Below are 25,578 nucleotides of genomic sequence, written 5' to 3'. Positions count from 1 at the left end.
AAATGTTGTAGATCTAAAATAAGACCTCCAGCGCGCTCAGGATGCCTGAGCTTGTGGAGTTCTCTGCTGCTCTCGCAACCCCGCAGGAGTGAGCACACGCTGTAAGATCTCCATGAAGATCTCTACTACCAGCGCGATAAGCGCGACTGGAATCGCCCCAGCGAGAATCTCGGTGTTATTCAGGTTATAGAGGCCATCTACAATGTAAACGCCATAACCATCCGCACCGATAAAGGCCGCGAGAGTCGCGGTAGCGATAATCTGGATAGAAGAAGTGCGAATGCCAGCGGCGATGATGGGCATGACCAGTGGTGCCTGCACCCGAGTGATAATCTGCCAATTGGTCATACCCATGCCACGCGCTGCATCAATGATGGCTGAGTTGATTCCGCGCAACCCTGTATAGGTATTGAGCAGAATCGGTGGAATGCCAAGAATGATGAGCGCGACTGCGGCAGGCGTAAAGCCTAACCCCAGGTATGGAAGTACCGCGATCAGAAAAGCGATCACTGGAATAGCGCGCATCAGGCCGCTCAGGTTTACAGCGATGAAGCCCAGGACGGCGCTGCGTGAGACTGCGACTCCCAGTGTGACGCCAATCAGAATTGCGACAACGATGGTGAAGGCGCAGATTTGTAGATAAGCTATGGTCTGGTCACCGAAGTGATGGGTTGGATCGGCGATATAGTTCCAGATAGCGTTCATAAGTACGTACCTCCCTCCAAATCAGGCCACCGAGAGCGCGCTACGACCACGGTTGAGCAGGGTCTGTAGGCCCAGCAGCAGGAGGTCGGTCACAATCGCGAACAGGCTTAGCAGGATCGCGCCAGCCAGAACGGCATCCATATCGCGGCTGGTAATATTCTTGAAGATCAGGTCTCCCAGTCCTCCCTCGCCTACTAGAGATGCCAGGGCAGCGATACCGATAATGGTTACCGTGGCGATACGCACGCCAGCAATGATTACCGGGAGCGCTAGAGGTAGTGTCACGCGCCACAGCTGTTGCCCTGGGCTCATTCCCATCGCACGTGCCGTCTCAATCAGCAGGGGATCGATCCCGTTCAGAGCAGTTGATGTATTGCGAATCAATACCAACTGAGTATAGAGTATGAGCGGAATGATAGCGGTCGCGAAGCTCAAACCGGTAATCGAGATCAAGATGCCCAGTAAAGCCAGCCCTGGAATAGTATAGAGCAGATCCATAAAGGTGATTACAGGTAAGGCTAACTTGCGGTAGCGCGAGACCAGGATACCCAGCGGGATCGCGATAATCAGCGAAATGAGCATACTGATACCAACCAGAAAGGCATGTTGCGAGATCAGGTTAGGAATGCTCGCGGGATCGGAGAGATCATAGTTATATCCACTGAGCAGATAATGCATGACAAATTACCTCTTCCTTTGCAGCGACGCGAGGCCGCGCGAACTAGGCTCCTATTAGGCGTGTGAACTTTCCGGCTGATTGATGGGAGCCTGGGTAGAGCGCTGGCGTGAGATCTCGCGGTTGATGCTGGTAAGGGTAATTGTACCAAGCTGTTTCTGATTCGTGGGATCAAAGACCGTGAGAGTGGAGGTGTCGGAGGAGAGGAGTTGAAGCATTGCGTCAAGTAACGTGGCGTCTGATTTGCAGGTCGCCGCGTCTCCCCAGTGTGCCGATGAAACCACCTCGGGTCGGTTGTCAAGCGCCGTGGTGACAGGTAGATATTGTAGCTGGCGTAGGGTGTTATCCGCGCCTACGAGCTGGCTCACAAAGTCATTAGCCGGCCGTGCCAGCAACTCGACTGGTGAGCCAATCTGCATTAGCTTGCCATCTGACATGACGGCAATCTGGTCACCCAGCTTGAAGGCTTCGTCGATATCATGTGAGACAAAAAGGATAGTCTTATGCACATCGCGCTGGATGCGCTGCAACTCATCCTGCATGCGCGCGCGCGTAATGGCGTCGAGTGCCCCAAAGGGTTCGTCCATAAGCAAAATAGCTGGATCAGTTGCCAGTGCACGGGCCAGACCAACGCGTTGCTGTTGTCCGCCTGATAGCTGGCGTGGGAAGCGTTTACGATAATCGGCAGGTGGTAGCCCTACCAGGTCGAGCAACTCATCAACGCGACTATTGAGGCGTTGCTTGTTCCAGCCTCCAGCAATCTCAGCGGTCACGCGCACATTCTCTGCAACCGTCATATGAGGAAATAGGCCAACCTGTTGGATAACATACCCAATACGTCGCCGTAACTGAATGGGATTCTCTCTTAAGACATTCGTGCCATCAACGAGAATCTCACCTGAGGTTGGCTCGATCAGGCGATTCACCATTCGTAGGAGTGTGGTTTTACCCGAGCCAGAGGTACCAACGAGGACACAGGTGCTCCCTTCCGGTACGTCGAAGGATACCGCATCGACTGCCGGTGCCGGAGTACCTGGGTACCGCTTGGTAATGTCTCGAAAGGCAATTTGAGCCATAAGTTGGGAAGCTCCCCTCGTTATTATTTTAGTCTAATAAGCACATTCTGGTAAACAATGCTAGAATCGGAAATATTCCGTTCCAGGTAGGAGATATGTGTCCTGAGCACCCACTTATATGGTGAGAATACACTACCCCCTTATGTTATACGTCATTCTTCCTAAAATGGTTGAGGTGAATTAACCAGATATTGTGCATTGTCTTATCATCTTCTTAATGTAGTCGGATGAATAGAGCAAATCAAGTATCAATTAAGATGGTCCGTCTCAAATGAGCCAAAAGCTGGGAATTTGATTCGAGGATGTAGAAGAGTAATTTTCTACTTTAGGCAACAAGTGGAAATTGGATGGGGGGAAGGTGGGATTGGATCGAGGTGTGCAAGTTCGATTCGCTCCCCATGTATGAGATTACCCAAAGAGCTTTTGGTAATCTCATACATGGGGAGTATGATCAACAGGCTGGTTGGCTATGATAAGGGAGCATATTTTTTGATGAAGGCGAGGATGCGGTCATAGAGATCCTGGCGATTCTCTGAAAGAAAGATGGATGTTCCATGAGCAGAGCTGCCTGGATAGATGTGAAGCTCCTTCGGCCCTACAGCATCCTCATACATCTGGCGTGTCTCCCCACTATAGGTATCGCCTTCACTATTGATGAGCAGCTTGGGAGCGGTCACTGCCTGGAAGACCTTCTTCTCTAGAGGGGAGTAGTATGCAGGCGAGAGCGAGATGACACCATCTACCTTAGTGTGTGTGGCAGCAATTTCTGAGACTGCTGTACCAATACTGGAACCTAGCAGAATGATCTTCTTTGCGCCCTGTTTTTTCGCGTAATCGATGGCAGCTAGCACATCCTTATAGGTGTTGCCAAGATCCTGTTCCCCTCCTGAGTCCCCTAGCCCACGGAAATCATAGGCGATTACCATATAGCCATGGGAGGCAAATACAGGTGCAATGCTATCCCACTGGGCTTTATTTCCCCCTCGTTCGTGCGAACAGATGATAGCCGTCGTGGATGGTTTTCCGTAGAGCCAGGCTGCAATGCTCACCTTATCGCTGGTGCGAAAGGTAATATCCTTGCGTGGTACGTCGGGCGTTGGTGTCGGTGTAAATGTGGGGGGTGGAGTTGGGGTGCTTTGAGCTGTCGTTCCCTGCGTTGGAGCATTGCCACCACAGGCGGCAAGCAGGCTGAGGATTAGCAAAAGGATGAGTATGCTGAAGGCACTTGAAAGCATGTGACGCCGTGATGATAATGACAACATGGTTTCCCTCCCTGGATTCGTATGCGTGTGAAATGCAGCACGACCAATAGATATCATATTACATATGTCTAAATTGACATAAATCTCACGCTGGAATCAGGAGTTCTTAAAGTAAATAAGAAGAGAAGCGGTGGGAACGAACGCTCCCACCGCTTCTCTTCTTATTTACTGTTATTTTACGATGACGGTCAGGTTCATACCTGGATGGACCGTACAATAGAACTGGAAGGTTCCAGCCGTATTGAAGGGGCCAATCTCCTGACTATCGTTGCCGGTGAACTGGATATTTATTTGAGGGGCACCTGATTCTTTGCCGACTTTTGGCACATTGTTTTGCCAGGTTCCGTTCGCGATGATGTGTGCGATAGTGACGTCATTGACAATGTTGACCTTCTCGCCTTTGTGAATGGTGATTGTGGTGGGCGAGAAGACAAGCTCCTTCATGTGGACTGTATTGGGCTTGTTACTGGTATCTCCACCGGTCGCGCAAGCGGTGAAGAGGGTAGCGATGGTCCCAAAGAGGAGCAGGAGAGTGATAAATTTTTTCACAGACGATAATCCCCCAGGAAAACGTAAAGTTGCAGTGTGGAAGCACCCTGCATGTCTGAATATGTTCAGGTTTCCTACATCAGATTATAATTGTCGGTGTCTACCTGAGAGAAGTTGAATTTATACCTGAGAAATGCATCGGGTGGATACCTGAAGGCATAGGTCTTTTGTACTGAACAGCAGGATCTTGCAAGGCTTACTAAAGAAAGGCGAACCTTGCAAGATCCATTAGTTAAACGTGTGTCCACCCGACGAGGCGTAAATCTGTTCCATCGGAAATATCGGCGAAGAAGTTGGAAACGCCATCAGTGAGGTTCCCATAATACATCTTGCGATTTTGACTTTGGGGATCAGCCTCTTGCAGGGCGAAAAGTTTGCCGTCCGTCGAGACATTAGCCCAGGTATAGTGGGAGAAGAGGCTGAGTGATTGACCGCCAGTAGCATCTGTGGAGAGACGCTGACGATTGGTTCCATCAATATTCATGCGCCAGAGGCCATTCTGACTGCTATCACCGCTTCCGTTCTCTACCATATAGAGGAGCGTCGTGGACGAGATGGTGCGTAGCATGGTTACAGCCTGATCGATATGAGCGATAGTGTGGGCTGTGCCCCCTGTCGCAGGTTGAATGCTAATTGTGGTTGGCCCGGTAGGAGTGGGTAGAGCTGTCCCCTGATTGGTCCCACAACTGGCGACAAACAACTGTCGTGAATCGAAGCTATCATCAAAGCTGCCACAGGTCCAGTCCTGGCTGAGCACCTTCGACATATCCTGCTCTTTCTGATTCGCACCCTTGTCAACATTGAGCAGGTAGAGATCCGTGCGTGGAACGTCTGAATTAGGAACGAACGAGGTCAAGTAGACATGGCTCTTATCCTGCCAGGTCGTGGGTGTATAGGCTTGTTGTCCTGTCGGTTCCAGAAGACGAGTCAGCGAGCCAGTTGTCAGGTCGAGCAGGTTTAGCGAGGGCTTACCAACAGGGCCTGGAAAGAGGTTGAAGATGAGTTTCTGCCCGTTGATAGAGAGTTGTGAATCAGCTATGTGCCCATCTGAGGGAGCACAATAGAGCGTTTGCTGCTCCTGCCCATCAACGCGCGCCATGCGTACCTGGCTGATGCCGTTGAAGCTCAGGGTAAAGAGGACCCATTGCCCATTTTGTGTGATCTGTCCCTCGTCGATATGTACGTTGGGTATTTGAAGGATTGACGTGGCTTTGTTGTTTGTGTCAGCATCGCGACGTTTAAGGGTTGCCGCTGTAGGGGCATCGTTAGGTCCCTCGTTGACGATATAGATCAATTGGTGGTGACTCCCCAACGTCATTGGATGAAGTGTCGCTGGACGGGCCTTATTTGTTGGGGGGCATGCAGTAGTAATAGTGGCGGGTACAGATTGACTGGGGGTTGCTGTTGCTTGTGTTGAGGGAGATGGTGTCTGTTGTTTGCCAAGGTAGCCTGCGTTATAAAGGATGGCAAAGATACTGGTTGCCAGCGTCGCGCCTATCAAAATGTACGTGAGGATATTCCACTTACTGATTCCACGGGGACGTGGTGGAGCGCCATGCGTTGGATTGATACCAGGAGGCGGGGAGGACTGAGGTGTGATAGTTGCCTGCCGCTGAAACGCGAATTGGGTCGCAGGTGTCGAGATTGAGCCAGATGGTTTTGGGCTTGAGTGGAAGGCGTTAGAAGCGTTTCCCTGGGGCGTAATTGTGTGCTCCGTTTGCCCGGCAAGCTGTGTCTGATAGGGAGAGCTGAGATGCGTATGACTAGCCATATCAGCCATTGGCATATTGCTACCCTGCACTTGATGAGAAGTGGTCTTGAGAGCGTTTCCTAGAGCTGTGCGGAAGGTTGTCGCTGATTGGAAACGTTGCTCTGGCTCCTTCGCCAGGGCCTGGAGTACGACGCTTTCTAGCTCTAGCGAGAGTGCTGGGTTGAGTTCGCGTAGTGGACGTGGACGCTCATGCAGGTGCTTGAACAGGACAGCCATTGTATCTTCCGCCTGAAAGGGGCGCTGTCCGGTGAGTAGTTCATAGGCTACGACCCCTAGCGAATAGATATCACTAGATTGTGCTGGGCGACCATGAATCTGTTCAGGGGCGATGTAGCTGGGTGTTCCTTTCAAGCTCGGCCCACCGCTCTGTGTCATATCCTGCTGTGGGTTTGCACCTGCTTCCTTTTCGACAATTTTCACTAGCCCAAAGTCTGAGAGCAGAAGTGTTTTGTCATTCTTGAAGAGGATATTGCCAGGCTTAATGTCACGATGGATGAGCCCGCGTGCATGCGCGTATTCCAGTGCCAGGAGCACCTGCTGAAGGAAGGAAACAGCCTGTTCCGGGGAAATTGGAAGCGGTCGTTGGCGTAGATAGTCGCGTAGTGAGCCTCCTGCTATATAAGGCATGACCAGATAGACGTGCCCATCCTGTTCACCGTAGTCATAAACTGGAAGAATGTTTGGGTGATCCAGACTGGCAAGCGTGCGGGCCTCACGCGCGAAATAGGAGAGGAAATTTTGCTGCGCATTTGTATCAAGGTCTGAATCGAAAACCTTGACCGCGACCTGGCGTTGAAGGTGGATATCCTCCGCCAGGAAGACCGTCGCCGTGCCGCCCTGTTCTAGCTCTCGTATTAGCCGATAATGTCCTAGTAGAGTTCCAAGCATAGTTTTAAATCTCGAAAGCACTATATGGAAGAATATATCTAGAATAATTGCCCCTATTGTAACATAGATGACTATGAATAGCGTGTCTATTTTTCGGAAGTCCGGGTTTTCCAGGTGGTGGTCCTGGTTTGCTGTGCATACTCTGCGCTCCTGTCGCGCCAGAAGCGTGAAGCCTGCTTCGATAAGAAGCAAGCGATGCTTGACACGGAAAAGGGAATCATGTATGCTTAGCCTAAGGTCTTATTCGAAAACCAACCCTCATACGAGGGCACGGCGCCGTATTGCGGCTAGCACTCATACACTCAGGTTTCCGGATAAGGAGTAATAGAAACGAATAGTAAACGCGCCGATCAGGATCAGTAGACGCGATGCCCATGACCTAGCAGCGAGCCGAGAGAGTGAAAGTCGGCAGAGATGGCCCCGTCGAACCCACCTGAGAGCGTCAGTGAGAAACTGACCGGAATCCTTCACCGTTACCAGGAAGGGGCGGTTCAACAGCGACCGTCAGAGAGGAGATGTGCCGTGAGGCATGTCTCAAGTAAGGTGGTACCACGGGCCAATGATCTCGTCCTTATGCAGGGCGAGTTTTTTGTTGTCTAAAATCAGCTATATAGCATGCATGCGGATGTTTTTAAGAAGGGAACGTTATGAGCGAGAAGGAAAAGTTTGTCGAAGACATTGCCGACCAGGAGGATGATTTCTCAGCCTGGTATAACCAGGTCGTGCGCAAGGCTGAACTAGCCGATTACGCGCCCGTGCGCGGTTGCATGATTATTCGTCCCTATGGCTACGCCCTCTGGGAGAATATGCAGGCCCGCCTGGATCAGCGCTTCAAAGAGACCGATGTGATGAACGCCTACTTCCCTTTGCTCATTCCACGTAGCTTTCTGGAGAAAGAGGCCGAGCATGTCGAGGGCTTTGCTCCAGAACTGGCATGGGTGACACGTGGCGGTGGCGAAGAACTGGAAGAGCCACTGGCTATTCGCCCAACCAGTGAGACGATTATTGGACATAGCTATGCCAAGTGGATTCAGAGCTACCGTGATCTGCCCTTGCTGATTAACCAGTGGAATAATGTCATGCGCTGGGAGAAGCGCACCACACTTTTCCTGCGTACCGCTGAGTTCCTCTGGCAAGAGGGCCATACCGCGCATCGTACCCTGGAAGAGGCCGAAGAGCGCACACTCATGATGCTGGAAGTATATCGCGACTTCGCTGAGAATGAGGCTGCCATTCCAGTTATCGCCGGGCGCAAGAGCGAGAACGAGAAGTTCGCAGGTGCGTTGCGCACCTATTCCATTGAAGCTCTCATGGGCGATGGTAAGGCTTTGCAGTCCGCGACCAGCCATAACCTGGGTCATAATTTCGCCAAAGGCTTCGACGTTCAGTTCCTTGATTCTGACGGTGAGCGCAAGTACTGCGCCACGACAAGTTGGGGTCTAAGTACTCGCATGATCGGCGGCATTATCATGGTACATGGCGACAAGTCGGGTCTGATTCTGCCTCCGCGCCTGGCACCGTATCAGGTTGTGATCGTACCTATCTGGCGTAAGGATCAGGACCGCTCTACTGTCTTTGAGGCTGTTGAGCGCTTGCGGAAGATGCTTAAGGGTAAGGTCCGTGTCAAAGTTGACGATAGCGACAACACTCCGGGTTGGAAGTTCAATGAGTGGGAGATGAGAGGTGTGCCTGTGCGCCTGGAGATTGGACCGCGCGATGTGCAGAACAATAATGTTGTTCTGGTCAACCGCATGGACCGCTCGAAAGAGGTGGTCTCTATCGATGCTCTGGAAGCGCGCCTGCCAGAGAAGCTAGAAGAGATTCAGAAAGCCCTCTTCCAGCGTGCGCTCGATTATCGCGAGCAGAACACACATTACACTGAGGATTACGAGGAGTTCAAGCAGATCATCGCCGAGAAGCGTGGTTTTGTGCGTGTGAAGTGGGCCGAAGATAGCGCCGCTGAGCAGGCTGTGAAGGAAGAGACCAAGGCCACTATTCGCGTGATTCCTTTTGACCAGCCCGAAGGTGGGGTACAGGGCAAGTGCATCTATACTGGTAAGCCTGCCACCTGCGAGGCCATTTTTGCCCGCGCTTACTAGCCTTTAAATGGTGGGTAGGATAGGGAGCGCTTGACGTGCTCTCTTCCCTGCTTGCCAGGTTCTTAGGAAGCATAGTAAGTAAATAATCATCCAATATGAGCCTAGATATCTCTGTTGCATACTTCTATTGACATATTAGGACGAGAGGAGAAGAGAAGAGGATATGCGTTATTCTCAACTGTTTAGTTCTACCTTGCGCGAGGCTCCACGTGAAGCCGAGAGTATGAATCTGGAGTTGCTCACCCGCGCTGGCTTTGTGCGTCAATTGACCTCAGGTATCTATAATCTGTTGCCTCTGGGTGAGCGTGTTATGCGTCGACTTACGGAGATAATTCGTGATGAAATAGAGATGATAGGAGGTCAGGAAGTCTCAATGGCCTCTTTGCAGCCGCGTGACATATGGGAGGCCAAGCAAACGGGAGGTGTGAGCCGGGCTGAGCTCTATGGACCAGTACTCTTTAGTCTGCGAGATCGTCGCGAGCGAGATATGGTGCTTGCTCCGACACATGAAGAGATGGTGACCTTGCTGGCGAAGGAGTTCATTCATAGCTATCGTGACCTGCCGCGCCTGATCTTCCAAATTCAGCGCAAATTCCGCGATGAACCGAGGCCGCGTGGGGGCTTATTGCGCCTGCGCGAGTTCGTCATGAAGGATCTATATAGCTTTGATGCCGACGAGGCTGGATTAAGCGCCAGTTTTGAGCGCGTGCGCGGCGCGTATTGCCGCATTTTTGATCGATGTGGCTTGAACTATATCGTCGTCGAGGCAGATAGCGGCGCGATAGGCGGCAAGGAATCGCTTGAGTTCATTGCCCTGACCGAAGCGGGAGAAGATGTTGTTCTACGTTGTGAAGACTGCGGCTATGCCGCCAACGTGGAGAAAGCCGAGTTTCAGCGGAGTGCGCAGGAACATGAAGATAAACTTGCGTTGGAGGAGGTCTACACTCCAGCTTGCAAATCGATCAGTGATCTGGCGACCTTCCTTGGTATTCCGGAAGCACGGACAATGAAGGTGGTTTGCTATAGCGTGGAACTGCGTCTGATAATGGCTGTTGTGCGTGGCGATCTAGAGATTAATGAGATCAAGCTGGCACATACCCTGTCGAAAGTGGGCCTGAACACCATTGACCTGCACCTCGCGACGGCTGAGGAGCTAGAGCAAGCGGGAATTGTCGCTGGTTATGCCTCCCCACTGGGCCAGGGGGATGCTATACTAGTCATAGCCGATTACTCGCTGAATCGGGACCGCAATTTTGTCGCTGGAGCCAATCGCGCGGAATATCATACGCGGAATGTGAACTACCCGCGTGACTTCCGCGTTGATGTGTGGGACGATATCGCGTCCGCCTATGATGGCGCTTCCTGCGCGCGTTGTGGGGGTACATTACATGCGTTCCGTGGAGTTGAGCTTGGGCATATCTTCAAGCTTGGCACCGTTTACTCTAATCTCTTCGACGCGACCTTTCTGGATGCTGAGGGGCAGACGCGACCGTTGATTATGGCTTGTTATGGCCTGGGTGTTCCGCGCTTGCTCGCCTGTATCGTTGAGCAGCATCACGACGAGAGGGGGCTACGCTGGCCGCAAGCAGTCGCTCCATATGCCGTATCACTTCTGGGGCTCGATCTGGAGCGGGCTGAGGTTGGTGAAGCAGCGGAGCGTCTCTATGCTGAGCTACGTGATGTGGGTATCGCGGTACTCTTTGATGATCGGCGTGAGTCGGCGGGCGTTAAATTCAATGACTCTGACCTGTTAGGATTTCCATTGCGTGTAGTTGTGAGCAAGCGTTCTCTTAAGCAAGGCGGGGTCGAGATCAAGGGGCGTGCAGATCAGGAGAGTTGTATTGTTCCCCTGTCTGAGGCAGTATACAAGATCCGCGAGGCGCTTGAGTAATGACGCGTCTGGGTCGTACTCCTGGTATAGTGTAGATGGTGGGGATGCTCGCGAAAGCAATGATGCTGTCGTAGGCTTTCACCACCATCTAGTTAAAACTGACGGAGGAAGCACTATGATACCGTTGATTGAAGAAGGCGCAACGGTCCTATTTCAAGGTGATAGCATTACCGATGCTGGTCGCTGGCGTAGCGACGAGGGCAATATGGGTCAGGGCTATGCCATGATTGCTTCAGCATTGTTTGGAGCGCTCTATCCTGAGAGGCGGGTGCGCTTCCTGAATCGCGGTATCAGTGGCGACCGGGTAAAGGATTTACGAGCGCGCTGGGAGCTGGATTGCCTGGAACTGCGTCCCAATTGGGTTTCGATATTGATTGGTGTCAATGACACATGGCGGCGCTTTGATCAGAATGAGGAGACACGGTTAGAAGTCTTTACGCAGGTATATCGTACCCTGCTGGAAGATATTAAAGGTCGGCTCGATGCAAAGGTTATTCTTTGTGAGCCCTTTGTTCTGCCATCACAGCCGCAGTATGTGCAGTGGCGAGAGGACCTCGATCCCAAGATTCAGGCAGTTCGCGAACTGGCGCGCGAATTTGATGCCCTGCTGGTTCCTTTTGATGGTCTCTTCGCCCAGGCGTGTGAGCGTCGTGAGGCTGGATACTGGGGGGCGGACGGTGTTCATCCCTCCTCTGAGGGACATGCGCTGATGGCGCGCTCCTGGCTCCGTGTGGTCAAGGCCCTATAACTCTACAAGGTTGCGTACAAAAAGCAGAGCCCCCGTCGCTCAATGGGGGCTCTGCTTTTTGTACGCATGCCTGAGTGTACCAAGGTATGGCTATTTAACGGCTATGACAATAGGAATAGCTGTCACTGAGTCAATTGTCACTCTGTTTTTATTGTTGCTGTCTCGTACATAAATGCCAGTAGATGCTCCACCATCTAGATTGAGCGCAGTCTGGATCGAGAGGTCTGAGGCTTCCAGTACATCGGCCATTTCATCAAGCGAGAACGTCAGACCGGGGCTGATGATGAAGAGTAGGCGACCTTGCTTATCCTGAGCCACAATCGTGCGCCGCTCAGTCGCGCCGTTGGCGTTAAATTCGGTACGTTTTCCATGTTCAATGAGCATAGGGGTTGATTGGGTGGCTTGCTGAAGCTGTTCGGTAGTAGGGTCGTAGGGCTGCTCATGTAAGGCACGTAGCCCTATTTTGCCCTCGCTATTGACGGAAAGCATGCCGCCGAAGGCGTCATATGATTGCCCATATACGTCGCCATTGGAGACAAGTAGCCCCGTAGCTCGATTGTGATTATCAAAGTAGCCACCATTAATTAGCACCTTGGCGTTCGTCTGTTTGGTCCACTCACTCATGGAAAGAGGTTGGTCTGGTTGATAATCTACGCTCAGATGAATTTTTGCTGGATTGAAGCGAACAATGACCATTATGTCTGAGTTGGTGCTAGGTCCTGTCCAGCGTTCGTAGCGCAGCTCAATGCCTGGCGAAATTGCCTGCCAGACATCGAGTTGTTGCTCACCATCTGGCGTATCCTGCGAATGAGTAACAGGTGTTCCATTAAAGCTGATTGTCGGTAGCGCGGAGCAGCCCATCAAGAGACTGCTCAAGAGACAGAGCAGACTCAGATGCAGTATAAATCGCCTGGTGGCTGGCATGGAAAAATCCCTTCCTAAAAACCATATTGCTCCTTATACGAAAACCAACGCCGCTATCGTGACTAGCGCTAGCCGCGATAGAGGCGTTGCATCCTCTTTTGAGGACACGGCGGGCAGTGGCCCTCATGTATATAAGATTCGATATGGATGTTTACATCCTCTACCTACCTGCTCCATGCAGTGGCTTCAATAGCCGATACTGTTCCCTTGAATTCCATCGCTAGTTTGTAGGCGGCGTTGTGGGCAGCCTGTTCAGTCTCATCATTGAGCGGAGCCAGGTCAACCTTACCATAGCGTCGAGAGAGTGCGCGCTCGATCAGGAAGTCGGTGAACGCCGGGTTTTTGGGCAACAATGGGCCATGCAGGTAGGTGCCAAAAACATTATTATAAGTTGCGCCTTCATGCCCGTCCTTACCATTATTACCCCAGCCCGAAATGACTTTACCTAGCGGCTTGGCTTTGGGGCCAAGGAAGGTACGTCCACTATGGTTCTCATAGCCAACCAGGGTTTGTTTTCCTTGTGTACCCAGATCGCATTCAAGCGCCATATGTGTCATGTAGCGTTCCTGGCTACCCTCGGTGTGCAGATCGAGCACGCTTGCGCCCTTCAGTTCGCCACCTGTGTACGGTTTGTAGCTATGTCCTAGCAGTTGATATCCCGCGCAGACAGCCAGGAAAGTTGTCCCTGCCTCGGCGGCTTCACGCAGAGAGGGTGCCTTCTCCTGAATATCTTTGGAGGCGATCTCCATTTCGCGATCCGCGCCACCATGGAAGAGGATCATATCATACTGGGTAAAATCGGGTGTCTGTTTCACGTAGATGGGATCAACCTCGACCGATATCCCGCGCCATTTGCTGCGCATCTCAATTGAGAAGAGATTGCCACGGTCGGCGGCCACACACATCAAGGTAGGATAGAGGTGGGCTATCTTGATGACCATCCGTGAATTCGATGTTTGCTCGCTCATGCTTATTCCTCCCAATAGTGTTTGACCCAACCGCGTTTCTGCATAATTTTGCGCAGTTCTTGCGTTGGTGTATAGCCGCTCAGAATGTAGAGCGACCCGCCCGGTTCGACATTCTTCAATGCAGAGTCCAGCGCGGCCTCATAATCATGAATCACCGTGATCTTATCGGTGCCTACCTCGGCATATTTCAGGCGCAGAGCCAACTCCTCAGCCTTATTGCCGCAGCAGACTGCGTCGAGAACATCGGGTACTATCTCTTCAAGATCCACATCCCATAGCCAGGCGAAGTCCTGACCATCAACCACTGTATGACTCATTGAGAGTAGCATATGCTTCTTGCCGCTATGTTTGGCGATCAAGCGCATGATCAGGTTGAAGGACGTGGGATTCTTCACGAAAGAGAGGTAGATGTTTTTATCGCCTGCCTGAATCTTCTCCAGACGCCCAAAGGCCGGGCGGAGCGTTGAGAAGGCATTGGTGGCCTGATTGATTGTGAAATCGGTCGCGAAGGCGGCACCAATAGCGGCAGCGGCATTATATACGTTATGGATACCAGGTAGAGGTAGCGTGAAATCGAAGGTTCCTTGAGGTGTGCGCAAGGTGACCTGGGAAGGGCCTTCGCCATCTTCAGCCAGTTTTGCTGAGGTTACAGCGAAGTCCAGTTCGGGCAGAGTATAGCCGCAATTAGGGCAGCGATAGAGCCCAAGGTGCGAAAGGTAGGCTATTTCATAAACCAGGTCATGGTCGCAATGGATACAGCGAATGATGTCCGCTGATTGCTCAGGTACAGGCGTGCCAACTTCTTTTGTCTCCAGGCCAAAGTAGAAGCGACGTGCTTTGGAATTCAGAGCGAAGTTCGCGACCTGGGGATCATTACCATTGAGCAGGATCGTCGAGGTGGCGGGAAGTCTCTCAAGCATTGTGTTGAGCGCATTCGCTACGGAATACATCTCGCCATAACGGTCGAGCTGGTCGCGGAAGAGGTTAGTAATGACGACTACGTCGGGCTGAATCTCAGGAACAGCCAGGGGAATCGTACCTTCATCAATCTCGAAGAGGAGCACATCGCTGGCAAGACGCCCAAAGATGTCGGCGAAATTGACGGCGACTGATGTAACGCCTTGCAGCAAATTTGAGCCAGTGCGGTTCTGTGACACACGCTGACCATCGGCGCTCGCCAGGGCTGCGGTCATACGCGCGGTTGTGGTTTTGCCGTTGCTGCCAGTAATTACAATCTTCTTGGCTGTGCTCGCACCAACGACCTCTTTTAATACATTGGGATCGATACGGCGCGCGACCATACCTGGAAGGCTGGTGCCACCACCGATCCGTAACAGACGCCCAGAGGCGCTCGCCAGTTTCCCTGCTGAAATAGCCAGGGCCAGGCGTGCCCGTCCCAGACCTGAGGGGGCAGCGTGGCCTTGTAGCTGCTCATCGTCAGGCTGTTTTGTCGAGAGATGTTCTATTTGCATAATATTTTCCTATTGTCCCTGAGAGACATAAAGGTGTTCAATACATCAATATATCAGGAGATTTCTCCAATGAGAAAACCTGAGCGTTAGCCACGGTAGCGGCGTTAGTTTTTGTATAAGACCTTTGTCCAGGCATGGAGCCTGAGTGCAGTATAGCAAACCAGGAGAGGGACAGACAAGGGCGGTAGTCACAATGGCAGTGTGATATGTTTCACCATCGTACAAACCTTCTCAACGCATTCCTCGAATCGCAGTACTTCTTTATTAGACCTTCTGGCATTGTTGGTTGCCAGTGGTCTGGCATCGGATGGTGGCATGCTCAAATTTCTGGCTGATGGTAGAGTTGCTTCCTTTTGTGGGTTGGCTAAGTGGGAAGCCGATTTTGCCCAGCCCGCCATTCTTATCAAAGAATTTCTGAATGGAGCCACTGGTGCTATAACCAGTAAAAATGTAGTAGCGTCCACCGCCAGAGGTGGGGATGGTGTTCTCCTTCTTGTCCTTCTGGAAGTAGTTCCAATCAGTATCGAAAGGGATAGGGTGTTTCAGGTCCTCAATGGCTGGTGAGATCCAGGTATAGCTATTGAGGCCCCAGTTCATCAGGCTGCGCATATCTGTCCACCAGTCATTTGTGTGGAGCGTCACACCAATAATGTGTTGCTTGTCGCGGGTGACCGAGACCACCTGGTTGAAGTTGGAGAGCCCATCCCAACCAGGCTTGCCGCCATCGGTGCCGGGGTACCACCAGAGGAATTGATTGCCGTTATACATATCCTTTTCTTTGTGGCTTCTATTTTGCTCAATAAAGTAGTGCTGAGTTCCGCTAATCTGATGAATCAAAGGATTGCTGAGACTATGTTGACCGATGATTGCTAGATCATGCGCGCATGAATAGTGGTTCGGTTCCATCAAGCCGTGAGGATTCATATAATGGGTATTGTGCAGATTCCAGACACCTAGCTGTTTGTTCATCTTTGCCACAAAGGCCGGGACATTGCCACTGATCGTATCGGCGATAGCGATAGCGGCATCATTGCCTGAGACCAACATCAGGCCATATAGGAGATCCTTGAGGGTATAAGTCTCGCCCTTCTTAATACCCATGAGTGAGCTATCCGCGGACAAATAGTGTTGAAGGTCGCCATCGATGGTAGGCGTAATTGTAATGCGTTGATTGGGATCACCCATAGTCGCTGCCAGATAGGCTGTCATCAGTTTGGTTGTGCTCAAAATCGGAAGATGGGTCAGAGGATTATGTGCATAGAGTGTCTTGCCTGTATTCGCATCCAGGACATAAGCTGCCGACGCATACACTGGCGGCGAGGGATGATCGGTTGGTGGGTGCTCGACCACAATCTGGTCTTGAGTCGGAGTTGGCGTAGCCTGACCAGTTGGATCAAACAGGTTGGTAATACTAATGCGCGATGGCGCATTGCCGTTTACATAATTCAGGCTGAGTGGCAATATAATAATCAGGACCAGCACAATCGTACCAATCAGCATATTGCGATTGGTCAGTAGTTTCTGTAGGTCGAATTTGCTTGGAGGCGCGGACGCTTCACGATAGGGACGGCGATAGTGTGGTGTGCGTTTGGGGGTGATAGGTGGCTGGTATACATCTGTATAGCGCGATCGTGGGCGTGGTGTGGTGGAACGCGAGTGAGAAGCCACCGTGCCACGTGTGCGAGGAACCACGAGACGCGGACGTGTCTCCGAGAGGCGAGTGGGAATGGTTTCAAGATCATCCTCGTCTTCATCCTCATCTACAAGAAGATTTGTCGTCTCGTCGGTGAATTCATTAGACTCTTCGTCTTCTTCAATGAATTCATCCTCAAATTCAAGTAACTCATCGGTATCGTCGTCATCATAGGAGGGGTGTTGAGTCATTCTGGAGCGTTGGCGATTCGCCTCTTGCTGTAGCGAGGCTCGTCTCACCTTTGGTCGATCTGTATATTCACCAGTTTGATAAACATGATGGCGCCTGGCACGACGCTGCTGGGCTGTATATGCTTCCGATTGAGCATTCTGTGTCGTTGAGCTGAGGGGGGAGGCTGATGGATGGGATGTGAATTTTTCATCGTCTCGTGATGGAATATCAGGCATGCGCCGATTCTCCTAAAATAGATAGCAATGGATGTTTGGTGAGAAACCATAAAAAATGCTTATAGTCTTAACATATTGTTTTTTATCTTTAGCATCTTTCTGCCTGTGATATTTTGTGGGCACTAAAATGGCATTCAATGAGTAATTACACTTTTCATAAAAATACTGATCAACATTGCTATCGCATGATTCTTGTTGACAGGGTTCTGTTTGCAACATTATATGCCCTATACTGCATCTTTTGCAATAGAGGGACGAAGTGGCTTGTCTGGCCTCTTCCTACGATGAGCTTAATATCGTAGTGTATTGTGAGTGGCTAGAAATTTCACGTTCGACACCGAACATATGACTTTTGGTAGAAGATGCCATCGTTTACAGAATTTTAGAGAGAACTTCAGAAATTCTTGATAATTTGCTGGTAGTATTGGGATAAATATCGAAGAGTTAGATGCCCTTGACATTTTCGGGAACAAGCCTGCTGCGAATGCTAAATGTGTGTCGAGGAGAGCTTGTGACATTGTTTTATCTACTCGATCTATTCAAGGAAGCTCGACATGAAAACAACACATACATCCCCATATACTACAACCGTGCAGGTCACGGACGATATATTACTTGAGCGCGTAGAACGTGGCGAACAGAGTGCATTTGAGACACTCATGCAGCGCTACAATGCTATTCTTTGTAAGTTTGTGTATACGCATATTAATGATTATGAGTTGACGCGCGATATTGTACAGAGCGTCTTTTTACAACTGTACATCTATATTCCAAAACTACGAGCTAACCGGGCCGCGCAGACGTCACGCGCGCCGCTCAAAGCCTGGCTTTTCCAGGTCGCGGCTAATAAGTGTATCGATGAATTGCGTAAGCGTCGCCCTTTGCTCTTTTGCGAGCTAGAGATGACGCAAGACGATGATGAAAATGCCTGGCTATATAGTATTGTGGATAGCGAACTTCAGCCTGATGAAGAGATAGAGCGTGAGGATACGCGGGCCGCTTTGCGTCGTGCCATTATGGAATTGCCGTTACGCTTTCGCTCAATAGTGCTTCTGCGCTATCAGGAGGAACTGACCTTTGGCGAAATAGGTCGTGTCCTGGGTATGCCAGAGAATACGGCTAAAACCTATTTCCAGCGCGCGCGGCCTCTCTTGCGCGCTGCGCTCAGTTTGTAGCCGCATGTAAGAGGGACGGAAGCAAGGTCCAGGGTCCAGCGAATGCAACATGTCTACTTGACGCGTTAGTCTTCTCCGTGCTACGCTCAAAACACAACCCTAATCTTCTGCATTCCTTGTTATAAAAGGCATTCGCCAACGCCGCCGCTCAGGCGGATAGCGCTGACCTCATTCGGGGGCACAGCACGCTCAGGCGAATGAATTGCCTGCTAGTGGTAGGTGCAAGGGCGAATGGTGTGGCGAGATTAGAGATAGAGACGGCATAGCGCTTAAGAGCGCCTGACGTGAGAAAGGATACAGAAGACAGATGGACCTTGCTGAGATCAAACATCTCATTGAGGATGGGCAGATCGAATATATCAAGCTCGGAACGCCTGATATTGAGGGGGTTTTCCGTGGTAAGCGTGTTGATGCGCGCTTCTTCCTAGACTCGGTGGAAGATGGTTTTGCCCAATCCGACGTTATCTTTGGCTGGGATATCGCGGAGAACGTATTGCCCAATTTGCATATCAGCAATTGGGAACGTGGCTTCACGGATTTTGTTATGAAGCCAGATCTCTCAACCTTCGCCCTCGTGCCTTGGGAGCAGAACGTCGCCTCATGTATTTGTGATATGTGGAATGAGCAGGGCGAACCAATCTCCGTCTCACCTCGTTATGTGCTCAAGAGCGTGATCGAGCGAGCACGCCAGATGGGATATGCCGCCAAGGCTGCCGCTGAGCTTGAAGTACGCTATTTCCGCGAAGACCAGGCATCGCTGCGTGAGAAAAATTTTGGTACCAATCTGGTTCCTCTCAATCCCGGCACGAATTGTTATGTCATTAGTCATGCTACCACCGATGAGCCGCTGATTGGTCAGATCGCGCGTATGATGCGCGACTATGGTGTGGATATTGAGGGGTATACGCGTGAGCATGGTCCTGGCATGTATGAGATGAATATGCGCTACACCGATATCCTGGCTGCTGGTGATCGTACCATGCTCTTTAAGAATGGGGTCAAAGAGATCAGTCATCAGCTTGGGTATCTCGCAACCTTTATGGCTAAGTGGAACGAGCAAGAGGATGGCAGCAGCGGACACACGCATGTCAGTCTATGGGATCTGGATCAGGAACGCAATGTCTTCTGGGAGCAGGAAGCGGAAGGCCATATGTCACAGACCATGCGCCACTTTGTCGCGGGTGTGCTGGCGAAGATGCCTGAGCTGATAGCTTTGTATGCTCCAACGATCAACTCGTATAAGCGCTATGTCGAGGGCTCCTGGGCTCCAACTAATACTACCTGGGGCATGGATAACCGTACCTGCTCCATTCGCGTCATCAATACCAACAAACGAGCCATTCGCATTGAGAATCGCGTTCCTGGTTGCGATGCCAACTTTTATCTCGTCTTTGCGGCCACGCTGGCAAGCGGTCTGTATGGCATTGAGCATGAACTTGAGTTGCCGCCACGCCTGGAAGGTAATGCGTATCAATCATCGCAGTGGCGGCAGTCAGCGCAGCGGAGCGATGTCAGAACGCTCGCGCGCAACCTGGGCGAGGCTGCTGACCTGCTTGAAAGAAGCGAAATGGCACGCGAGTATTTTGGCTCATACTTCGTTGACCATTTTGTAACCACCCGTCGCTGGGAGGTTAGCGAGTTTGAGAAGGCCGTAACCGATTGGGAGCGCCGTCGCTACTTTGAACTGATCTAAAGATATTCGCGAGATACGATGGCCCAATCATGGCGTCGTATCTCGTCAGAACAGATGCCAGGGGCGTGCATGACACAGGAGATGGTAGAGAAGGTTACCGCCTTTATTACCAGAGAGCGGCAGGAATGTAAAGAACTGCTGGTCTTTGAGCATGCTTTGTCAGGCGTGCAGGTTCCGGCAGGAACCGTCGAGACTGGCGAGGAGTTCGCAGAGGCAGTAACACGTGAAGTGTGGGAGGAGACGGGCTATCAAGGACAGATAGTACGTCTACTAGGGGAGGAGAGACAGGACCTTCCTGATTCGCAATGGGCCGTTCTGGCGTCAGCGCCTTTGCGCGAACTCCCTAAGCTGGATGCCGTGCCAGTCGCGCGTGACGAAGTACTTGGTAACAGCGTGCGGCGAGGACTCGTAGTGCGTTCGGAGCGAGAAGAGGGAGATTGGCTCTACATAGTGCTGGAAGACTATAATCTAGAGGTAGAACCGCCACGTATGCTAAGAAGCATAGGAGGATGGATTCCGCGCGTACTAGTAAGCAGATCTATACATCGCACGTACTTTGAGATGTGCCTCCTCGATGAGACGCCGCAGCGCTGGGAGCACTTCGCGGAAGGCAGGTATACCTTTCATTTGTACTGGCAATCTCTGGAGGCGCATCCGCGCCTGGTCAATGGGCAACAACAGTGGTTAGAGCGCTTCCATGAGGCGCTCATGAGCTCGCCTATCGATGATGGGTTTCGATAAGGTAAGTGAAGGCTGCGACAGAATCGCGACAAAGATAGAACATCTCGGAGACAATGCGGTGCTATGCTGAAGTAGAGAGGTGTGGTGTATCTGTTTGCTGATGCCAGCCATAGAAGGAGGCACTCATGAGCAGGGTTGTACTGTATCGCTTATGGCTTAGTTTTGTCCTGGTAGTCGCGTTGGTATTGGCGCTGCTGAGCTTATTGGGGCTATTGCCTCATTTTTAGCGGAGTTCGTGCATATGGCCTGTGTGCGAAGATGCAGCCTGGACCAATGCAGATCCTGTAGAGCGGCCTTGTAGGGATGTGCCATTTTTTTGCTACCTGCTATGATAGCAAATATGGTTCGTCTGAAGCTCTATTCGAAATCGTTACCACGAAGAGCGTGTCCCAGTTAGACATTTGCCTGGGCATGCTCTTTTGTTATGATGAATGTAAATGCGGAAAACAGTTTTGCGGAACGGAGGTCGATGAGATGAAACACATTTGTGTCTATTGTGGCTCAAGAGCAGGGGCGCGCGCCGAGTTTATGCAAGAGGCATATACGCTTGGTGAGCAATTAGCGGAGAGAGGGATTGGCCTGGTATATGGGGGGGCACGTGTTGGTTTAATGGGTGCCGTAGCGGATGGCGCACTGGCAAAAGGAGGCGAGGTCATCGGCGTGTTACCGCGCGCGCTTTTCGAGACAGAGGTTGCTCATAGCGGACTTACCAAGTTGTATGAGACCAGGAATATGCATGAGCGCAAAGCCATGATGGCGGAATTGTCAGATGGTTTTATCGCGCTTCCTGGTGGCTATGGTACCTTTGATGAACTCTTTGAGATGATAACCTGGGCGCAACTTGGTATTCATAATAAGCCTTTAGGGCTGCTCAATACCGCGAAGTTTTATACACCGTTGCTAGCCTTAATTACCCATGCCATGGAAGAGGGTTTTATTTCTTCCTATCATGCTTCGATGCTGCTGGTAAAAGAGCGTAGCACCGATCTGTTGGATGCTATGTATGAGGCAGTTCCGCGAGCGCCTGTGTCAAAATTCTCGGATGATATGCCCGTCGAACCTTAATGAGTCTCATTGTGTATATATATGGCTAACTATGCTCTATCTGCAAGATGTGGTGGGATAAAAGCTATTGGCTAGATGCCGCTTATTCTAAAGGACATTTACCTGAATAGCGATCAGCTGCGCTCGGACAAATAAAAGGCATCGTAATTTCGTACAAGCTTTCTTCGTCCTTTCTACTAACATTGGTGCTATAATATAGCAATGCATTGCTCAAGTTCTATTGACAGATGACAAAGGCTGCATAAGAATGTATGGCTCGATGAGAGGGCAGGAAGCACAAGAAATCATCCTGATTGTTGAAGATGATGACCAACATGCCGCGGCGTTAGCGCAGATGATTTCATATCAGAGACCATATCGTGTTTTTCATGCTTCTGATGGACCCACCACGCTTAAATTCACTGAACATCTCAAGCCAGATTTGTTTATTCTGGATTATTGGCTACCAAACATGAATGGGATTGAACTCTACGAGCGCATTCGTCGCCGTAAAGAATTACAGGATGTCCCTGTAATCATGATTAGTGGTCTTTTGCCAACGCAGGAGCTTCAGGCAAGAGGAATTGTGGGCCTGCCCAAGCCATATGATCTCAATGATCTATTGCAGAAGATAGATATGTTGCTTGTGAAGCAGCCATAACTCATCGTGTAGATAATATGCAGCACATGTCACCCCCGGATTGCTGAAAGGGGTGGCATGTGCATTCTTCTAATAGTGGGCGATATTGCTTAGTCTTTCGCGCCGTCTTCGCGCATCTCATCAAGAATAACCGCCAGAGCGATTAAGAAGGGTCCATCAACCCCAGGCGCTACATCGACTGTGTAGTGGTCGCTAAAGATGGCGAACTCTTTTGTGATGTGCCCCAGAAGTCGTCCATAATGATCGATGATATTAAAATCCCAATCTTTAAATTGACCCTGGACCTGTAGCACCATGCCGTCGCTTGTGCTTACCTCATAGCGTGCTCCGTAGGTTGCTTCTTCTTTTTTACGATGCAAACTGGCGATTTCCGCACCATTGCTGGAGATATCATAGTGGGTGGTATAGTCAAAGACACGCTGCTTGATAGTAATCACTTCCTCATCATTAGTGGCATCAATAATGCGGAACTGATCACCGATATGAAATAGTTGCCCCTTAATCACATATGCAACGTTGTTCTTCTCATCACGTACGACAAAGTCGTCCTTCAGGGTTAAGACTCGCTCCTTCACATGGTAGCGCATAGGTGCTAGAACCTCCATAGTGTGTGGTTGTCAACAGCGAATAGGCTTCCTACAGGGTTACATTGGGCTCTCTTATCGAGGATGCCCAATATATTGTACGACATCCCTCCCACAAAGTTGGGTATGGCAGGACTGTATGTGTGCCTCTGCCAATTCCTCATCCTAATTGAGCAGGAGAAGACACACCCCTTGAGTGATGTAGGGCTCTCTGTGGTTGGGTATACTTCGCGTGAGCTGTGCTAGTGGCTATTAGAATGAGCAGGAGGGTCCTTATGGCTGTACAGGAACAATTAGATGCTTTACTGGCAGGGAAGGTGGCTTGGGAGCGCTGGCGCGCGAAGCACTTGGATACTGTTCCCGTACCAGATCTCTACGGAGCAGATTTACGTGAAGTGGACCTACGTGAGATGGATTTGCACGGTGTCAATCTGGAATCGGCGGATCTGAGTCGGGCGGACCTGCGAGGGGCCAATCTTCGAGGGGCTAATCTTCGAGGAGCCTACCTGGTGATGACCAATCTCCAGAATGCTGATCTGCGTCATGCTCTCCTCACACAGGCCGAATTTCATAAAGCGAATCTGAGTGGTGCGAACTTGAGTCGGGCGCATATGCATTTTACTTCGTTGTATGAGGCGAATATGCAAGGGGTTGACCTTAGTGATGCAGACCTGATTGGTACAGACATGCACGACGCCGATTTGCGTTTCGCGAACTTCTCAGATGCGCGTGTTGAGTCGGCTGATATTCGTAATGCGAAGCTAGATGAGGTCATATTACACAATGTCAACTTAAACGACTTCCGTTATGGTTGGCCTGAGTGAACTCAACCCACCTTACTCGCGTCTGAGGCAGGGTGAGCACCGCTATGAGCGAGGGCGTGTCACTTGGCCAGTGTGAGATTAACATTCTGCGCCAAATTGCCTCTCTCTTTCCATACGTATAGGCGCTGACTTAAGAGCGTTATGGCGTTCAACGCGTTTTTGGAATGTCTATTCGTAAGCGTCTACATAGGTAGAGAGGCATATTCATTGTCATGAAAAAGGATTAGAAGTTGTCTCTTTATATAGAGGAAGTGTTAAGTGATAGTATGACATGCATCGTAGATATCAGGCACAGGTGTCAAAAGGAATGACATGCGGTGGAAAATCAGAACGAACGCCTTTTGCAATTTCGTCGGAGGGACATTGAGCAAGTAATGGGTGCATTGCGTGCGGGGAATTCATGTGCTCTCATTGGTGTGGATGGCGTTGGGAAAAGTATGTTGCTCAAGCGATTCTTAACGCCTACACTACGCGAATACTATTTGCCAGAGACGTATGATCATACCTTTTTCTTCGTGCTCAACTCTCATGAATTGAACAATGTCTCTCCACTATCCTATTACCGGCGTATGGCCTCGCTGCTGAAGCCATTAATGCATCAGTATGGCTTGCCTATTACCGGGGAAAATGCCCTGTTGATTGCTGATGAGGATGTCGCAAGTGATGTGCTGTTTCAGCGTGTAGAAGCCCTCATTCAGTGCGATGAAAGATTGCTTATAGCCTTCTTCCTTGACGAATTTGATATAGCCTACGCGAAGATTGAGCCCCAATTTATGCGCGTCTTGAAAGCGTTGCGCTATCGGGCCAGAGGCAGAGTATGCTATATCATTGTGAGTAATAACCTTCCCCAATTGATATGTGAGGCTCGCACACGCAAGCTGGCGCGAGAAGCATTTGAGGAGTTGTTCAATCGACGTGTCATCGGTATCAAGCCACTGGGCCAGGAAGACGCCTTTATGTTGATCGATGAGCGTCTAAAAGGTGTAGCTCTACGAGGTTATGCGCCATCCTATACGAGCCTCCGACGCCTGCTTTTTGAGGTGACGGGTGGTCATCATGGCTTGCTGAAAACGGCGCTTCAGGCTTTGATAGATGGTGAAGTGCAGCTTCAGGAGCGTGAGACGGTAGCGTCATTGAGCGAGAAGTTGTTGGATGATGAGACTATTATTAGCAAATGTGAGCAGTTGTGGAATAGTCTGAGTGAAAGCGAGCAACAGTGTTTAAAGCACCTACAAAGGGGCTTACTTTCGAAGATGCTGATTTCGCAGCAATTTACCAATCGACAGATGCACGAGGTGCTCTACTCCCTTCAGATTAAGGGACTATTATTGGAATCTTCCCGTAGTAAGATGTATCGTTGTTTCGCACCATTATTCGGGAGTTTTGTGATGCAACAAATTTCTTCTGTAGCACCGGGAATCCAACTCGATTTTGCTCGACAGCAGATTTGGGTAGACGGCATCTTACTGCCAGGCCGTTTGACACCCAGTCAGGTCAAGCTCTTGCGTTTCCTGGTTGCGCATGCGGGCGAGATCTGCCCGCGCCAGGATACAACCAGAGCTGTCTATGATGAAGAGTATAACGCGGATCTGGATGATGCCCGCCTCGATGCCCTGGTAGAGCGCACGCGTAAACACATCGGTGATGATTCACGTGCTCCCCGCTTTCTGGAGACGGTGCGTGGTTCTGGTCATCGATTGAATGAGTACCAGGGAGAGCATTTCTGA

At 50.7% G+C, this 25,578-nt stretch carries 21 protein-coding genes; 10 read left to right on the top strand and 11 right to left on the bottom strand.

The features are described 5' to 3' along the window. Positions 1–36 precede the first annotated feature (36 nt). The 6 genes from K3T82_RS06835 to K3T82_RS06810 form a co-directional block, all read right to left on the bottom strand. Complete coding sequence (locus K3T82_RS06835; protein ID WP_220192735.1) at positions 37–705, bottom strand: ABC transporter permease; 669 nt, start codon at positions 703–705, stop codon at positions 37–39. A gap of 21 nt (positions 706–726) precedes the next feature. Further along, positions 727–1,383, bottom strand: coding sequence for an ABC transporter permease (locus K3T82_RS06830; RefSeq protein WP_220192734.1), 657 nt, complete (start codon positions 1,381–1,383; stop codon positions 727–729). A gap of 54 nt (positions 1,384–1,437) precedes the next feature. Further along, positions 1,438–2,457, bottom strand: a complete 1,020-nt coding sequence (locus K3T82_RS06825; protein WP_220192733.1) for an ABC transporter ATP-binding protein — start codon at positions 2,455–2,457, stop codon at positions 1,438–1,440. Positions 2,458–2,924: 467 nt separating this feature from the next. Then, positions 2,925–3,719, bottom strand: a complete 795-nt coding sequence (locus K3T82_RS06820) for an alpha/beta hydrolase (RefSeq protein WP_220192732.1) — start codon at positions 3,717–3,719, stop codon at positions 2,925–2,927. A gap of 171 nt (positions 3,720–3,890) precedes the next feature. Further along, positions 3,891–4,268, bottom strand: coding sequence for a cupredoxin domain-containing protein (locus K3T82_RS06815; protein WP_220192731.1), 378 nt, complete (start codon positions 4,266–4,268; stop codon positions 3,891–3,893). Positions 4,269–4,500: 232 nt separating this feature from the next. After that, a complete protein-coding gene (locus K3T82_RS06810; protein WP_220192730.1) occupies positions 4,501–6,927 on the bottom strand; it encodes a serine/threonine protein kinase in 2,427 nt (808 codons plus the stop codon). Positions 6,928–7,574: 647 nt separating this feature from the next. Between K3T82_RS06810 and proS the strand changes: the two genes are divergently transcribed. From proS to K3T82_RS06795, 3 genes are all read left to right on the top strand, one after another. After that, positions 7,575–9,026, top strand: coding sequence for a proline--tRNA ligase (gene proS / locus K3T82_RS06805; RefSeq protein WP_220192729.1), 1,452 nt, complete (start codon positions 7,575–7,577; stop codon positions 9,024–9,026). 163 nt (positions 9,027–9,189) lie between these two features. Beyond that, positions 9,190–10,917, top strand: coding sequence for a proline--tRNA ligase (locus K3T82_RS06800; protein WP_220192728.1), 1,728 nt, complete (start codon positions 9,190–9,192; stop codon positions 10,915–10,917). Between the two features lie 118 nt (positions 10,918–11,035). Continuing rightward, on the top strand, positions 11,036–11,665 hold the full coding sequence (locus K3T82_RS06795) for an SGNH/GDSL hydrolase family protein (RefSeq protein ID WP_420799293.1): 630 nt from the start codon (positions 11,036–11,038) through the stop codon (positions 11,663–11,665). A 90-nt stretch (positions 11,666–11,755) separates the two neighbouring features. Here K3T82_RS06795 and K3T82_RS06790 read toward each other — a convergent pair whose 3' ends face one another. From K3T82_RS06790 to K3T82_RS06775, 4 genes are all read right to left on the bottom strand, one after another. Continuing rightward, on the bottom strand, positions 11,756–12,589 hold the full coding sequence (locus K3T82_RS06790) for a phosphodiester glycosidase family protein (RefSeq protein WP_220192726.1): 834 nt from the start codon (positions 12,587–12,589) through the stop codon (positions 11,756–11,758). Between the two features lie 164 nt (positions 12,590–12,753). Then, a complete protein-coding gene (locus K3T82_RS06785) occupies positions 12,754–13,557 on the bottom strand; it encodes a type 1 glutamine amidotransferase (protein WP_220192725.1) in 804 nt (267 codons plus the stop codon). 2 nt (positions 13,558–13,559) lie between these two features. Continuing rightward, positions 13,560–15,029, bottom strand: coding sequence for a MurT ligase domain-containing protein (locus K3T82_RS06780; RefSeq protein WP_220192724.1), 1,470 nt, complete (start codon positions 15,027–15,029; stop codon positions 13,560–13,562). A 264-nt stretch (positions 15,030–15,293) separates the two neighbouring features. Next, positions 15,294–17,129, bottom strand: coding sequence for a D-alanyl-D-alanine carboxypeptidase family protein (locus K3T82_RS06775; RefSeq protein ID WP_220192723.1), 1,836 nt, complete (start codon positions 17,127–17,129; stop codon positions 15,294–15,296). Between the two features lie 554 nt (positions 17,130–17,683). Between K3T82_RS06775 and K3T82_RS06770 the strand changes: the two genes are divergently transcribed. The 5 genes from K3T82_RS06770 (at position 17,684) to K3T82_RS06750 (ending at position 22,443) form a co-directional block, all read left to right on the top strand. Further along, positions 17,684–18,304 (top strand): RNA polymerase sigma factor, encoded by a 621-nt coding sequence (locus tag K3T82_RS06770; protein WP_220192722.1) that lies wholly within the window; start codon positions 17,684–17,686, stop codon positions 18,302–18,304. A 307-nt stretch (positions 18,305–18,611) separates the two neighbouring features. Further along, positions 18,612–19,997, top strand: a complete 1,386-nt coding sequence (locus K3T82_RS06765; RefSeq protein WP_220192721.1) for a glutamine synthetase family protein — start codon at positions 18,612–18,614, stop codon at positions 19,995–19,997. 69 nt (positions 19,998–20,066) lie between these two features. Beyond that, positions 20,067–20,738: an NUDIX domain-containing protein gene (locus K3T82_RS06760; RefSeq protein WP_220192720.1), complete on the top strand. Its 672-nt coding sequence runs from the start codon at positions 20,067–20,069 to the stop codon at positions 20,736–20,738. Positions 20,739–21,212: 474 nt separating this feature from the next. Next, positions 21,213–21,803, top strand: a complete 591-nt coding sequence (locus K3T82_RS06755) for an LOG family protein (RefSeq protein WP_220192719.1) — start codon at positions 21,213–21,215, stop codon at positions 21,801–21,803. 259 nt (positions 21,804–22,062) lie between these two features. After that, positions 22,063–22,443: a response regulator gene (locus K3T82_RS06750; protein WP_220192718.1), complete on the top strand. Its 381-nt coding sequence runs from the start codon at positions 22,063–22,065 to the stop codon at positions 22,441–22,443. An 89-nt stretch (positions 22,444–22,532) separates the two neighbouring features. On the opposite strand, the gene K3T82_RS06745 is transcribed toward K3T82_RS06750, so the two are convergent. Next, positions 22,533–23,030: an LURP-one-related/scramblase family protein gene (locus tag K3T82_RS06745; RefSeq protein ID WP_220192717.1), complete on the bottom strand. Its 498-nt coding sequence runs from the start codon at positions 23,028–23,030 to the stop codon at positions 22,533–22,535. A gap of 272 nt (positions 23,031–23,302) precedes the next feature. Here K3T82_RS06745 and K3T82_RS06740 point away from each other — a divergent pair, with 272 nt between their 5' ends. Continuing rightward, positions 23,303–23,851, top strand: coding sequence for a pentapeptide repeat-containing protein (locus K3T82_RS06740; RefSeq protein WP_220192716.1), 549 nt, complete (start codon positions 23,303–23,305; stop codon positions 23,849–23,851). Between the two features lie 317 nt (positions 23,852–24,168). Beyond that, positions 24,169–25,578 carry a winged helix-turn-helix domain-containing protein gene (locus K3T82_RS06735; RefSeq protein ID WP_220192715.1) on the top strand — a complete coding sequence of 470 codons (1,410 nt, stop codon included), beginning with the start codon at positions 24,169–24,171 and terminating at the stop codon, positions 25,576–25,578.

The organism is Ktedonospora formicarum, from assembly GCF_016587355.1.
GTDB classification, from domain to species: Bacteria; Chloroflexota; Ktedonobacteria; order Ktedonobacterales; family Ktedonobacteraceae; genus Ktedonobacter; species Ktedonobacter formicarum.
This window is presented reverse-complemented; position numbering and strand designations above follow the sequence as displayed.

Coding starts and splice junctions, on each gene's coding strand:
- K3T82_RS06835 (WP_220192735.1), bottom strand. CDS start 705: ATGAACGCTATCTGGAACTATATCGCCGATCCAACCCATCACTTCGGT.
- K3T82_RS06800 (WP_220192728.1), top strand. CDS start 9,190: ATGCGTTATTCTCAACTGTTTAGTTCTACCTTGCGCGAGGCTCCACGT.
- K3T82_RS06785 (WP_220192725.1), bottom strand. CDS start 13,557: ATGAGCGAGCAAACATCGAATTCACGGATGGTCATCAAGATAGCCCAC.
- proS (WP_220192729.1), top strand. CDS start 7,575: ATGAGCGAGAAGGAAAAGTTTGTCGAAGACATTGCCGACCAGGAGGAT.
- K3T82_RS06790 (WP_220192726.1), bottom strand. CDS start 12,589: ATGCCAGCCACCAGGCGATTTATACTGCATCTGAGTCTGCTCTGTCTC.
- K3T82_RS06810 (WP_220192730.1), bottom strand. CDS start 6,927: ATGCTTGGAACTCTACTAGGACATTATCGGCTAATACGAGAGCTAGAA.
- K3T82_RS06750 (WP_220192718.1), top strand. CDS start 22,063: ATGAGAGGGCAGGAAGCACAAGAAATCATCCTGATTGTTGAAGATGAT.
- K3T82_RS06745 (WP_220192717.1), bottom strand. CDS start 23,030: ATGCGCTACCATGTGAAGGAGCGAGTCTTAACCCTGAAGGACGACTTT.
- K3T82_RS06760 (WP_220192720.1), top strand. CDS start 20,067: ATGACACAGGAGATGGTAGAGAAGGTTACCGCCTTTATTACCAGAGAG.
- K3T82_RS06820 (WP_220192732.1), bottom strand. CDS start 3,719: ATGTTGTCATTATCATCACGGCGTCACATGCTTTCAAGTGCCTTCAGC.
- K3T82_RS06770 (WP_220192722.1), top strand. CDS start 17,684: ATGAAAACAACACATACATCCCCATATACTACAACCGTGCAGGTCACG.
- K3T82_RS06740 (WP_220192716.1), top strand. CDS start 23,303: ATGGCTGTACAGGAACAATTAGATGCTTTACTGGCAGGGAAGGTGGCT.
- K3T82_RS06825 (WP_220192733.1), bottom strand. CDS start 2,457: ATGGCTCAAATTGCCTTTCGAGACATTACCAAGCGGTACCCAGGTACT.
- K3T82_RS06755 (WP_220192719.1), top strand. CDS start 21,213: ATGAAACACATTTGTGTCTATTGTGGCTCAAGAGCAGGGGCGCGCGCC.
- K3T82_RS06830 (WP_220192734.1), bottom strand. CDS start 1,383: ATGCATTATCTGCTCAGTGGATATAACTATGATCTCTCCGATCCCGCG.
- K3T82_RS06765 (WP_220192721.1), top strand. CDS start 18,612: ATGGACCTTGCTGAGATCAAACATCTCATTGAGGATGGGCAGATCGAA.
- K3T82_RS06775 (WP_220192723.1), bottom strand. CDS start 17,129: ATGCCTGATATTCCATCACGAGACGATGAAAAATTCACATCCCATCCA.
- K3T82_RS06780 (WP_220192724.1), bottom strand. CDS start 15,029: ATGCAAATAGAACATCTCTCGACAAAACAGCCTGACGATGAGCAGCTA.